This is a genomic window from Aldersonia sp. NBC_00410, from assembly GCF_026342035.1.
GTDB lineage: Bacteria > Actinomycetota > Actinomycetes > Mycobacteriales > Mycobacteriaceae > Aldersonia.
Window position 1 is genome coordinate 334,972 of the sequence record NZ_JAPENM010000005.1, and the last position, 11,928, is coordinate 346,899.

At 68.1% G+C, this 11,928-nt stretch carries 13 protein-coding genes and 1 riboswitch; of the genes, 12 read left to right on the top strand and 1 reads right to left on the bottom strand.

The window, feature by feature from the left end; all coding sequences use genetic code 11:
• From OG921_RS14370 to OG921_RS14425, 12 genes are all read left to right on the top strand, one after another.
• On the top strand, positions 1-1,050 hold the full coding sequence (locus tag OG921_RS14370) for an SMP-30/gluconolactonase/LRE family protein (protein WP_266113128.1): 1,050 nt from the start codon (positions 1-3) through the stop codon (positions 1,048-1,050).
• Positions 1,051-1,058: 8 nt separating this feature from the next.
• Positions 1,059-1,694 carry a CDP-alcohol phosphatidyltransferase family protein gene (locus OG921_RS14375; protein ID WP_266113238.1) on the top strand — a complete coding sequence of 212 codons (636 nt, stop codon included), beginning with the start codon at positions 1,059-1,061 and terminating at the stop codon, positions 1,692-1,694.
• A complete protein-coding gene (locus tag OG921_RS14380) occupies positions 1,691-2,500 on the top strand; it encodes a DUF881 domain-containing protein (protein WP_266113129.1) in 810 nt (269 codons plus the stop codon). Before OG921_RS14375 ends, OG921_RS14380 begins: the two co-directional genes overlap by 4 nt.
• Positions 2,497-2,847, top strand: a complete 351-nt coding sequence (locus tag OG921_RS14385) for a small basic family protein (protein WP_266113130.1) — start codon at positions 2,497-2,499, stop codon at positions 2,845-2,847. The genes OG921_RS14380 and OG921_RS14385 overlap by 4 nt, the downstream gene beginning before the upstream one ends.
• Positions 2,848-2,851: 4 nt before the next feature.
• Positions 2,852-3,628, top strand: coding sequence for a DUF881 domain-containing protein (locus OG921_RS14390; protein ID WP_266113131.1), 777 nt, complete (start codon positions 2,852-2,854; stop codon positions 3,626-3,628).
• Positions 3,629-3,700: 72 nt separating this feature from the next.
• On the top strand, positions 3,701-4,102 hold the full coding sequence (gene gcvH / locus OG921_RS14395; protein ID WP_266113132.1) for a glycine cleavage system protein GcvH: 402 nt from the start codon (positions 3,701-3,703) through the stop codon (positions 4,100-4,102).
• 148 nt (positions 4,103-4,250) lie between these two features.
• Positions 4,251-4,733, top strand: coding sequence for a glycogen accumulation regulator GarA (garA, locus tag OG921_RS14400; RefSeq protein ID WP_266113133.1), 483 nt, complete (start codon positions 4,251-4,253; stop codon positions 4,731-4,733).
• On the top strand, positions 4,730-5,461 hold the full coding sequence (locus OG921_RS14405; RefSeq protein WP_266113134.1) for a MerR family transcriptional regulator: 732 nt from the start codon (positions 4,730-4,732) through the stop codon (positions 5,459-5,461). The genes garA and OG921_RS14405 overlap by 4 nt, the downstream gene beginning before the upstream one ends.
• A 230-nt stretch (positions 5,462-5,691) precedes the next feature.
• On the top strand, positions 5,692-6,165 hold the full coding sequence (locus tag OG921_RS14410; RefSeq protein WP_266113135.1) for a bifunctional nuclease family protein: 474 nt from the start codon (positions 5,692-5,694) through the stop codon (positions 6,163-6,165).
• Positions 6,166-6,426: 261 nt separating this feature from the next.
• Positions 6,427-6,978, top strand: a complete 552-nt coding sequence (locus OG921_RS14415; RefSeq protein WP_266113239.1) for a MerR family transcriptional regulator — start codon at positions 6,427-6,429, stop codon at positions 6,976-6,978.
• Positions 6,979-6,991: 13 nt separating this feature from the next.
• Positions 6,992-7,097: riboswitch (glycine riboswitch) on the top strand.
• A 139-nt stretch (positions 7,098-7,236) separates the two neighbouring features.
• Positions 7,237-10,017 (top strand): aminomethyl-transferring glycine dehydrogenase, encoded by a 2,781-nt coding sequence (gene gcvP, locus OG921_RS14420; RefSeq protein ID WP_266113136.1) that lies wholly within the window; start codon positions 7,237-7,239, stop codon positions 10,015-10,017.
• A 239-nt stretch (positions 10,018-10,256) separates the two neighbouring features.
• Entirely contained in the window at positions 10,257-10,976 is a 720-nt protein-coding gene (locus OG921_RS14425) for a hypothetical protein (RefSeq protein WP_266113137.1), read from the top strand.
• A gap of 150 nt (positions 10,977-11,126) precedes the next feature.
• On the opposite strand, the gene OG921_RS14430 is transcribed toward OG921_RS14425, so the two are convergent.
• Positions 11,127-11,921 (bottom strand): hydroxypyruvate isomerase family protein, encoded by a 795-nt coding sequence (locus tag OG921_RS14430; protein WP_266113138.1) that lies wholly within the window; start codon positions 11,919-11,921, stop codon positions 11,127-11,129.
• Between the last annotated feature and the right edge of the window lie 7 nt (positions 11,922-11,928).

Sequence of the window (11,928 nt, forward strand, 5' to 3'; positions counted from 1 at the left end):
ATGGGAATCCTCGACACCATCACGGGCCGGCTCAACCGCGTCGGACTCGAACCGGTTGCCTGGCGGGCACCCAAGCCGCCGCCGCTGATCGGCGACCTTGCGCCCAACACCGAACTCGACGGCGCGCAGCGCTGGCGCCTGCCGTCCGGCGAAGGTCCGGAGGACGTCGTGGTCGACCACGACGGCCGCGTGATCACCGGTGGCGCGGACGGCACAATCTGGCGCTTCGAGGGCCCCGGCCACGCCACTGCTGTCGCACGAACCGGCGGACGACCGCTCGGGATCGAGATCCTCGACGACGGCCGGTACCTGGTCTGTGACTGCGAACGCGGGGTGCTGCGTGTCGACGACACCGGCCGCTGCGAGGTCCTCGCCGATTCCGCCGTTGGACAGCCGCTGCTGGCCACCAACAACTCGGCCGTCGGCCGGGACGGCACCGTCTACTTCACCGACTCCTCGGCGCGATTCACCATCCCCGACCACAAACTCGACATCCTCGAACACGGTGGCACCGGTCGCCTGCTGCGGCTGGACCCGTCGACCGGCGAGACCGACCTGCTCGCCGGCGGGCTCAACTTCGCCAACGGGGTTGGGTTGGCCGCGGATGAGACGTTCGTGCTGGTCGCCGAGACCGGCTCGTACCGGATCACGCGCGTCGACCTGACCGGTCCCGACGCGGGCAAGGTGTCGGTCTGGTACGACAACCTGCCCGGTATCCCGGACAACATGACCTCGCAGGGCACCGACGGCATCTTCTGGGTTGCCCTGTTCAGCCCGCGAATGCCGTTGCTGGACCTCACCGCACCCCGTCCGGCACTGCGGACCATCGCCGCCAACCTGCCTGCCGGGCTGCAGCCCGACCCCCAGCATCGTGGCTGGGTGCTGGGCCTCGACGGCCGCGGGGCGCTGGTGCACAACCTGCAGGGATCGAAGGGTGGTTTCGCCCCGATCACCGGCGTTCGAGTCGCGGGGGAGTGGATGTATCTCGGCAGCCTGGAGGGCGACAGCATCGCGCGGATCGCGGCGCCCGGTAGGGGTGCTTCGGCGTGACCGGGCCGATCCCGGAGCAGGACGCGGCGCGCGAGCAGGCGGCCAAGGATGGCGCGCCCGACCGCATCCTCACCATCCCGAACGTGCTCAGCGTGCTGCGACTGCTCGGTGTGCCGCTGTTCCTCTACCTACTCCTGGTGACCGAGTCGGATGGCTGGGCCTTCGCGCTGCTGATCATCAGCGGGGCAACCGACTGGCTCGACGGCAAGATCGCCCGGATGCTCGACCAGTCCTCGCGTCTCGGTGCGATGCTGGATCCGCTGGTGGACCGGCTCTACGTGGTCACCACCCTGATCGGGTTCGTCATCCGGGGGATCATCCCCTGGTGGGTCGCGGCGCTGTTGATCGGCCGTGACGTCGTGCTGACCCTCACCCTGATCGTGTATCGGCGACGCGGGCTGCCGCCGCCGGAGGTGATTTATCTCGGCAAGGCCGCCACCTTTGCCCTGATGTCCGCGCTGCCGTGGCTGCTCGCCGGCGAGATGGACTGGTCGATCGCCGCATTCGCATCGGCCGTCGGCGCGGCGTTCCTGGTCTGGGGGACCGTGCTGTACGTGTGGACCGGAATTCTCTATGTCGGCAAGGCTGTGGCGGTGGCACGCGCGATCCCGGTATCCACCGGTGCGGTCGGCGGTCGCGCGTGAGCGAGCCGTCACGATATTCGAGCCGGAACTCGCTACTGCAGTCGCTGCTGCGCGATCACCTGGACCCGGGCTACGCCGCGGCCGCGCGGGCGCGCGAATCCGGCACCGCGCGCGGCTCCCGGGTGTCGCAGCTGGTGTGGCTCGTGGTCGGTTGTGTCGCGGTCGGCGCGGTGGTGGGCATTGCGAACCGGACCATCGGGGACGATCCCGACGACTACCGAAAGGAAGTGCTGGCCAGCGTGTACGCGGCCGAGCGGCGCAACGACGATCTGTCCGCGCAGCGCGCGGAGCTCGGCACGACTGCCGACGAGGCCCGCGCCACTGCGCTCGCGGGCAGCGTGGAGGGGGAGCAGGTACTCGACCGGATCCGCGTCCTGGAATCCGCGGCCGGCGCCGAACCGGTGCACGGCCCCGGCGTCGTGGTGTCACTCGATGATCGGGGCGCGGGCGACAACCGGTCGGTCGTGCTCGACCGCGACCTGCAGGCGATCGTCAACGCGCTGTGGGCCGGCGGGGCGGAGGCGGTGTCGATCGGCGACGTGCGGGTCGGACCCGAGGTGACGGTGCGGCAGGCCGGCGGAGCCATCCTGGTGGACAACCGCCCGGTTGCCCCGCCCTACCGGATCACCGCGGTCGGACCGCCCGTGCCGCTGCAGACCGGGTTCGTCGTGAGCCCCGCCTACCTGCGCATGTCGGCGGTGGCCCAGCTCTACGACATCGAGTTCGACCTACAGGCCGAGGACGATCTGCAGCTACCGGGAGCGAACCTGCGCGAGCTGCGTTCGGCGCAGGAGGCGACCCGATGAAGCCGACCTTCGGTCTGGTGGCGATCCTCGCGCTGATCGGCGGGATCGCGCTGGGCGTCGTGGTGAGTCCACAGGTACCCACCTGGGCAGAGCCCTATCTGCCGATCGCCGTCGTTGCCGCGCTCGACGCGGTCTTCGGTGGCATGCGCGCCTATCTCGACGAGATCTTCGACTCCAAGGTGTTCGTCGTGTCGTTCGTGTTCAACGTGCTCGTCGCGGCGCTGATCGTGTGGCTCGGCGACCAACTCGGCGTCGGCACCCAGCTGTCGACCGCGGTGATCGTGGTGCTCGGCATCCGAATCTTCGGCAACGCCGCAGCGTTGCGTCGCCACCTCTTCGGAGCCTGACGCGATGGCGAATGAAGCGAACGACGTATCGCCGGATCCCGTCGAGGAGTCACCCGAGCAGCAGCCGCCGCCCGGGCAGAAGCGTGTCCGCAAGGCGTCGCCGCGCGCCCTGCAGGTGCTCGCGTTGATCCTGATCGGGGTCCTGGGCATCGCGATCGCCACCCAGATCCGCGACACCGACTCCGGCAGCAGCCTCGACTCCGCGCGGCCGACGGACCTGCTCGCGTTGTTGGACAACCTGAACCGCCGCGAGGCGTCGCTGCGTCAGGAGATCGCGACCCTGCAGGGCACGATCGCCGGCCTCGAACAGCGCGGGTCGAGCGCCGCCGTCGACGAGGCAAGGGCGCGCCTGTCGGCGTTGTCGGTGCAAGTGGGCACAGTCCCGGCGAGCGGGCCCGGTGTGGTGCTCACCATCGCGGACCCGGCGCTGAAGGTGGGACCGGACGTGCTGCTCGACGCCGTGCAGGAATTGCGTGCGGCCGGTGCAGAAGCGATTCAAATCGGCGGTGCCGGTGGCGACCCGTTGCGAGTAGGCATCAACACCTGGATCGGTGGCACACCGGGAGCGGTGATCGTCGACGGTGTGACCCTGACCGCCCCGTACACTGTGGTGGCGATCGGCGACCCGCCGACACTCGCAGCGGCGGTGAACATTCCGGGTGGAGTTGTCGATTCGGTCTCGCGCAGCGGGGGAACGCTGGTGGTCGAGCAGCGCGAACAGGTCGCGGTGACCGCGACTCGGGACCCGACCGACCCGCACTACGCTCAGCCAGGAAACTAGGCACCCCGGAACCCGGGCACACCGAAACCGGGCGCACGGAGGCCGGCGCAGACCCCGAAAGGACCAGAAACGGTGAGTACCGCACTACCCGAGGATTTGCGCTACACCGAGGAACACGAGTGGGTACTGCGGACCGGTCCGACGACCGTCCGGGTCGGGATCACCGACTACGCACAGGAGCAGCTCGGCGACGTGGTGTTCGTGCAGCTACCCGCCGAGGGCGACGAGGTGACCGCGGGCGAGTCGCTCGGGGAGGTCGAATCCACCAAGAGCGTGTCCGACATTTTCGCCCCGCTGACCGCGAAAGTCGTTGCCGTCAACGGTGATCTGGAAGCCAGCCCCGAGATGGTGAACTCCGATCCGTACGGCGGCGGGTGGCTGGTCGAGTTGTCGGTCGACGACGAGCAGGTCCTCGACGCCGCTTTGGGCAACACGCTGGACGTGGCCGGTTACCGAGGGGTAATCGGCGGTTGATCGGCGTTTCCGGTCTGCCTGCACGCGGTGCCCCGGGCAGGGTACGGTCATTACCAATACGTGTGTTGTGTGCGGGGGCGATGGTCCGAGACTCGAGAATCGTCCGAGTGAAATGCCGCATTGAAAATCGGACTCAGGAGGAGAAACGGTGAGCGAGAACGACAACGAGTCGGCCTACGGGGAGAGTGCCGCAGAGACCACGTCGGTCTTTCGTGCGGACTTCCTGAACGAGGTCGACCCCTCGGCTGCGCCGACCGGTGAGGCGCCGGTATCGGGCGTCGAGGGTTTGCCTGTCGGCTCTGCTCTGCTCGTCGTCAAGCGCGGTCCGAACGCCGGTTCGCGGTTCCTGCTCGACCAGCCGACGACGTCCGCCGGCCGCCATCCCGACAGCGACATCTTCCTCGACGATGTCACCGTGAGCCGCCGGCATGCCGAGTTCCGTCAGGACGAAGACGAGTTCCAGGTCGTCGACGTCGGCAGCCTCAATGGCACCTATGTCAACCGTGAGCCCGTCGACTCGGCAGTGCTCGCGAACGGCGATGAAGTACAGATTGGCAAGTTCCGCCTGGTGTTTCTCACCGGCCCGCGATCCGAATCGGGTCTTCCCGCCGCGGGCGCGGGTAGTTCATGACGCAGGTCGGGCAGCGGGCTGTTCGCACGGGGATGTCCATTGGCTCCGTGCTCGACCTCCTGCGGTCCGACTTTCCCGACATCACGATCTCCAAGATCCGCTTCCTCGAGGCGGAAGGCCTGATCAGCCCCGAGCGCACCCCATCCGGGTACCGGCGCTTCGCGGTCACCGACGTGGACCGGTTGCGGTTCGTGCTGACCGCGCAACGCGATCAGTACCTGCCGCTCAAAGTGATCAAGGAACAACTCGAAGCGATCGACCGCGGTGTGGCGAGCGTCGGATCGGGTGAGGCACGTACACCGCGTCGGCTCGGCATCGTCGGGGAGGTATCGCCAGAGGAGTTTCGGTCGGCGCGCGATGTCCGGCTCGGCCGGGCCGATCTGCTCGAGCGTGCCGGCATCGAGGACGCGTTTCTCACCGAACTGATCCGCGCCGGCCTGATTGTGCCCGGCGCTGCCGGCTTCTTCGACGAGGACGCGATCGCGCTCGCGGCGACCGCCAAGGCGATGGCCGAGTTCGGTCTCGAAGTGCGTCATCTGCGAGCGTTCAAACTTGCTGCCGACCGCGAGGCCGCGCTGGTGGCCCAGATCGCCGGCCCGGTCGCGAAGAGCCGGGACGCAGGTGCCCGCGACCGCGCGGAAGAGTTGGTCCGCGAACTGGCTGCGATGTCGCTGACGTTGCATACCTATTTGGTGAAGTCGGCCGTCCGGAGTGCACTGGATAAGTGATCCGCGTGGCGACTCGATCAATGCTCGGTCGCGCACCGGTTCGGTGACCGCGCGGCGCGACCCGCCGCGGGGCGATGTCCGGGTGCCGGCCGGATCCCCAACGGCTCGAAGCGAACACCACGTTCGCCTAGACTCGTGCTACGACCTTCGCCGGCGGTGCCGGTATGGACAAGGGTCGGCTCGGCCGGTGGTTCGCCCCGGGGTCGCGCAAGCGCTGGGAGGCAGATTCGATGAGTGAGATGCGTGTGATCGGAATCCGTGTCGAACAGCCGCAGAACCAGCCGGTGCTGTTGCTGAAGGAGACCGACGGCGACCGCTATCTGCCGATCTGGATCGGTCAACCGGAAGCTACGGCGATCGTGCTCGAGCAGCAGGGCGTCGAACCGGCCCGGCCGCTCACTCATGACCTCATCAAGAACCTCATCACCGCACTCGGCCACACGTTGCGCGAAGTCCGCATTGTCGACCTGCAGGAGGGCACCTTCTACGCGGATCTGGTCTTCGAGGATGATCTGCGGATCTCGGCGCGGCCGTCGGATTCGGTGGCGATCGCGCTGCGTGTCGGGGTGCCGATCTACGCCGAGGAAGCCGTCCTCGACGAGGCCGGTCTGGTCATGCCGGACGAGCGCGAAGACGAGGTCGAGAAGTTCAAGGAGTTTCTCGAGTCGGTATCGCCCGACGATTTCAAGGCGACCGACGGCTGACTGCGCCCCGGTGATCACTGTTCCGCAGTGTTTGTGGAGGTAACAAATCGGCCTCACCCTAAACTCGAGGTTTAGGCTTCGGCGAGTCGGTTTGATTGTCGTCGGCTCATCGCATTACATCGGGGAGTAGCCTCACTTCTTACGGGCAGCGATCAGAGGGAGTACTCAGTGGGCGATCAGCCGCACGATCAGCGATCGAGCCGGGACACCGGCTCCGCCCCGGGAGAAACGTCGAGTCGCCCCGTCGACTCCGCTCCTGCTCTGGACTTGGACGTGCAGCCCGGGCTGTTTCCCGACGACACTCTGCCCGACGAACTCGTCGGTTACCGCGTGCCGAGTGCTTGCCAGATTGCCGGCATCACCTACCGGCAACTCGACTACTGGGCGCGCACCGGTCTCGTCGTCCCGTCCATCCGCAGCGCTGCCGGATCCGGCAGCCAACGGCTCTACTCGTTCAAGGACATCCTCGTCCTCAAGATCGTCAAACGCCTGCTCGATACCGGGATCTCGCTGCAGAACATCCGCGTCGCCGTCGATCATCTGCGCGATCGCGGAGTGCACGATCTCGCGAAGATCACGTTGTTCTCCGACGGCACCACCGTCTACGAGTGCACCTCCGCCGAAGAGGTCGTCGACCTGCTGCAGGGCGGGCAGGGTGTGTTCGGCATCGCAGTGAGTGGCGCGATGCGCGAACTCACCGGCACGATCGCGAACTTCCCCGCCGAACGCGCAGATGGCGGCGCCGTCGAGGAGCGTCCCGAGGACGAGCTGGCCTTCCGCCGCAAAAATCGCGCAAGCCGCAAGACCGGTTAAACTAGCGGCACGTCGCCGACGCACGGGAGAGCCCCGAATCCGGACTATCGCCGGTTTCGGGCGCCGAAGGAGCAGCACCTCCCCGTCAATCTCTCAGGCACCCGGACCGTGCGGTCTTCGACGTCTCTGGAAAGCGGTGGCCCGCCGTGCATCAAGGCAGGTCACCCGCCCACGGGGAAAGGTCTGTGATGGGCCGAATCTCTCAGGCGCAAAGACAGAGGGGGAGGGTGTGACGCACCTACCTCCTGGGAGACGCCTATGTTCGCCGATCGTCATATCGGGCCCGATTCCGCCGAGCTGAGCCGCATCCTCGACGTGATCGGCGTCGCGTCCTACGAGGATCTGATCGGCAAGGCCGTCCCGGCAAGCATTCTCGACCAGAGCGGGCTCGACGCATTGCCTGCGCCGGCGACCGAACATGCGGCACTCGCAGAGCTGGCCGCACTCGCGGCGCGCAACACCGTTGCCACCTCGATGATCGGCCAGGGCTACTACGACACCCACACCCCGCCCGTCCTCGTCCGCAACATCTTGGAGAATCCGGCCTGGTACACCGCCTATACGCCGTACCAACCCGAGATCAGCCAGGGCCGGCTCGAGGCGCTGCTGAACTTCCAGACCATGGTCGCCGACCTCACCGGCATGGAGGTGGCGAACTCGTCGATGCTCGACGAGGCCACTGCGGCGGCCGAGGCGATGACACTGCTCCGTCGCGCGAGCAAGAGCAAGTCCGCGCGTTTCGTGGTGGACACCGATCTGTTCCCGCAGACCCGAGCCGTGCTCGAAACCCGCGCCGAACCGCTCGGGATCGAACTCGTCGAGGCCGACCTCGTCGCCGACGGACTGCCGGTGGGCGAATTCTTCGGTGTGCTCGTGCAGTTGCCCGGCGCATCGGGTGCGATCGTGGACTGGAGCGATGTGGTCGCGGCCGCGCACGAGCGTGGTGCGCTGGTGGCCGTGGGCGCCGACCTGCTTGCTTTGACGTTGCTCACCCCGCCCGGCGAGTACGGCGCGGACGCCTGCTTCGGCACCACCCAGCGGTTCGGGGTGCCGATGGGGTACGGCGGCCCGCACGCCGGATATCTCGCCGTACACACCAAGCACGCCCGGCAGCTGCCCGGCCGCCTCGTCGGGGTGTCGTTGGACGCCGACGGCGACATCGCCTACCGACTCGCCCTGCAGACCCGGGAGCAGCACATCCGTCGGGAGAAGGCGACGTCGAACATCTGCACCGCGCAGGTGCTGCTCGCCGTCATGGCCGGGATGTACGCGAGCTACCACGGCGCGGCCGGACTGACCGAGATCGCACGGCGGGTGCACCGGCACGCGGAATCCATCGCCGCCGGTCTGCGCGCGGCGGGTGTCGAGGTGGTGCACGGGCGTTTCTTCGACACCGTTCTCGCGCGCGTGCCGGGGCGGGCCGACGAGATGGTCGGCGCCGCGAAGAAGCACGGCATCAATCTTCGTCGGGTCGACGCCGACCACGTCGGGATCTCCTGCGACGAAACCACCGTCGTCGAGCACGCCGTTGCCGTGCTCGACGCGTTCGGTGCCGCCGCCGTGGAGACGACCGCCGCGTCGATCGAGACCCGCACCTCGGCCTTCCTCACCCACCCGGCGTTCACCAGGTATCGCACCGAGACCGCGATGCTGCGTTACCTGCGGGCGTTGTCGGACAAGGACATCGCGCTGGACCGCAGCATGATTCCGCTCGGCTCCTGCACGATGAAGCTCAACGCGGCCGCGGAGATGGAGGCCATCACCTGGCCCGGTTTCGCACGGTTGCATCCGTTCGCCCCGGACGCCGATGTGCCCGGCATGCTCGACCTGATCGGCGAGCTGGAGCGCTGGCTCGTCGCGATCACCGGTTACGACGCGGTGAGCCTGCAGCCGAACGCGGGCAGCCAGGGCGAGTACGCCGGCCTGCTCGCGATTCGGCGCTATCACCTCGACCGCGGCGACGTGCACCGCGATATCTGTCTCATCCCGTCCAGCGCACACGGCACCAACGCCGCGTCCGCGGTGATGGCCGGAATGAAGGTCGAGGTCGTGGCGTGCCGGCCCAACGGCGACGTCGACCTCGACGATCTGCGTGCCAAGATCGCCGACCACGCCGAACGCCTGGCCGCGATCATGATTACCTACCCGTCGACGCACGGCGTCTTCGAGCACGAGATCTCCGAGCTGTGCGCGGCCGTGCACGACGCGGGTGGTCAGGTGTACGTGGACGGGGCGAACCTGAACGCCCTCGTCGGCCTGGCCCGTCCCGGCCGGTTCGGCGGCGACGTCAGCCACTTGAACTTGCACAAGACCTTCTGCATTCCGCACGGCGGCGGTGGCCCGGGGGTGGGCCCGGTCGCGGTCCGCTCGCACCTCGAGCAGTACCTGCCCGCGCACTCCGGACCGGGCATGATCTCCGCGGCGCCCTACGGTTCGGCGTCGATCCTGCCGATCACCTGGGCCTACATCAGGATGATGGGCGCCGAGGGCCTGCGGCGTGCCACGCTGACCGCGATCGCGTCCGCGAACTACATCGCCCGTCGTCTCGACGAGCATTTCCCGGTGCTCTACGCGGGCGAGGGTGGCATGGTCGCGCACGAGTGCATCCTCGACCTGCGCGAACTCACCAAGCGGACCGGCGTCACGGTCGAGGATGTCGCAAAGCGGCTCGCGGACTACGGCTTTCACGCGCCGACGATGAGTTTCCCGGTCGCGGGCACGCTTATGGTGGAGCCGACCGAGAGCGAGAACCTCGACGAGATCGACGAGTTCTGCGAGGCGATGATCGCGATCCGTGCCGAGATCGACCGGGTCGGCAACGGGGAGTGGCCCGTCGACGACAACCCGTTGCGCGGCGCACCGCACACGGCCGCGTGCCTCGTCGCCGAGTGGGACCACCCGTACAGCCGCGAAGTCGCAGTATTCCCGCGCGGCAAGTCGCGGCCGAAGGTGTGGCCGGCCGTGCGGCGAATCGACGGCGCCCACGGCGACCGGAACCTGGTCTGTTCATGCCCGCCGCTGGAAGCGTTCTCGAGCTAGCCACCGGTGGGTGCCGGAACGAAATCGGCTCCTATTAACGCGGAGTTACATGCTTCGGGTTGGCGTGTCGGTGCCGTAAACATTGGCTTCCGGAGCGTCTCCTCGGTCTTCAGCCGGGTTACGGTTCTGCCTCGAAACCGTCACGAATCGCGGTTTCGCGCAACCTGGTTCGCGACCGACCGCAATTGCGACCGGCGGGGCTGGTTGCGATCGGCCTGGAGAAAAGACGAGGTATCCCCATGCAGAAGATCGCCCGCGTTGCCGCCACCTCGGCGATCGCAGTAACCGCGATCGGCCTCGCGGCCGGGACCGCGAACGCCGCTCCCGCGCTGGCACCGCCCGCGCCCGACACCTCAACAATCACCGCGGAAATTCTGCCTGGGGTCCACTATGCCGCCAGCGGAGTCGACCGCTCGATCGCCCTCGACACGCCGATTGGTTCACTGCGGGTGCTCGGTGACCAGTTCCAGGTCAAGAACTCGCTCGGCGGGATTGTCGCGGGCGCGCCCGAAATGGCAGCACCGGCGGCGGTGACGACGGTCGCGGCGTCCGTTCCGACGCCAGTTCCGGCGCCGCTGGCCGGTCCGGCAGCGGCCCCGGCTGTGCACGAGGCCGCGGCCGATATGCCGTTGCTGCACCAAGTCGACGCCACCGCTGACTTCAACAGCGCACTCGCGGTCGCGGCGACCCAGACCGGCTTGGCGATCAGCGTCGGCACTCTGACCGGCGGCGCCATCGGCCTCGGTGTGGGCTGCGTCGCGGGCGCTTTCACCGGCGGCTTCTTCAGCCTTCCGGCCCTCCCGGCTGTGCCCATCATGGGCGTCCTCGGCTGTATTGCGGGGGCCGGCACCGGTGCGGGCATCGGCGGCATCGTTGGCGGTATCGCCGCGGGTGTCCCGGTGGGGATCGCCAGCGGGGTGCAGATGTACAACACCTTGCATGCGGCCGGAGATATCTGACCGACCCTGCAACGACGAACGCTCCCACCGGATTCGCCTTCTGTGGGGGCGTTCGCCGTTCCGTCGTGAGCCGGCTCGTCGTTGGTGCAATTTGTGTTCGCGGGGGCGAGTTCGAACCCGCGAACGAGTTTTGCACCGGTTTGGGTGCGATCAGTCCGTCGCGCGCAGCCAGTCGAAGGCCGTCGCCGCGGGCGCGTGGTACTCGAGTCCGATGCGGCCGCGGTAGCCGTTGCGCGCCAACTGATCGAGAAAGCCGGTTAGTCCGATCTCGCCGGTGCCGGGCGCACCGCGGCCCGGTGCGTCGGCGATCTGCACGTGGCCGATGCGGTCGGCGTGGGCATCGATCGCCGCCGCGATGTCATCGCCGTTGACGTGTAGGTGGTACAGGTCGGCGAGCAATACCAGATTGTTGACGCCATGCTCGTGTTGCACCGCGTCGCAGACCGCGACCGCATCGCGGGCGAGCCGCAGCGGATACGCGGGGACCGCGCTGAGCGGTTCGATCAGCACGACCGCGCCGATCTCGGCGGCGGCACGGCCGGCGAACGCGAGGTTCTCCCGCGCCGCGGCATCCTGGCGATCGGGCGAGATCTCCGCGCGCCGATTGCCGTAGAGCGCGTTGAATCCGCCCGTGCCGAGCCGGCGCCCGATCTCCACCGCGACGGCGACATTGTCGCGGAACTCCGTGGTGGACGCGGGATTCGACAGCAGGCCGCGTTCACCGGCAGCCATATCGCCACCGGCGAAGTTGAGTCCGGTCAGCCGTACCCCGGCATCCGCAACGGCGGCGACGAACTCCTCCACTTCCCGGTCCGTGGGGACGGCCCGATCGAACGGCCACCAGAACTCCACCGCGTCGAATCCCGCCTCGCGCGCGGCCCGCGGCCGGTCGAGCAGGGGGAGTTCGGTGAGCAGGATCGAACAGTTGACGGTGTAGCCGGACATGGGGCAC

Excerpts from the sequence above, each read along its gene's own strand:
- OG921_RS14370 (WP_266113128.1), top strand. The coding sequence starts at position 1 with ATGGGAATCCTCGACACCATCACGGGCCGGCTCAACCGCGTCGGACTC.
- OG921_RS14385 (WP_266113130.1), top strand. The coding sequence starts at position 2,497 with ATGAAGCCGACCTTCGGTCTGGTGGCGATCCTCGCGCTGATCGGCGGG.
- OG921_RS14390 (WP_266113131.1), top strand. The coding sequence starts at position 2,852 with ATGGCGAATGAAGCGAACGACGTATCGCCGGATCCCGTCGAGGAGTCA.
- OG921_RS14405 (WP_266113134.1), top strand. The coding sequence starts at position 4,730 with ATGACGCAGGTCGGGCAGCGGGCTGTTCGCACGGGGATGTCCATTGGC.
- OG921_RS14410 (WP_266113135.1), top strand. The coding sequence starts at position 5,692 with ATGAGTGAGATGCGTGTGATCGGAATCCGTGTCGAACAGCCGCAGAAC.
- gcvP (WP_266113136.1), top strand. The coding sequence starts at position 7,237 with ATGTTCGCCGATCGTCATATCGGGCCCGATTCCGCCGAGCTGAGCCGC.
- OG921_RS14425 (WP_266113137.1), top strand. The coding sequence starts at position 10,257 with ATGCAGAAGATCGCCCGCGTTGCCGCCACCTCGGCGATCGCAGTAACC.
- OG921_RS14430 (WP_266113138.1), bottom strand. The coding sequence starts at position 11,921 with ATGTCCGGCTACACCGTCAACTGTTCGATCCTGCTCACCGAACTCCCC.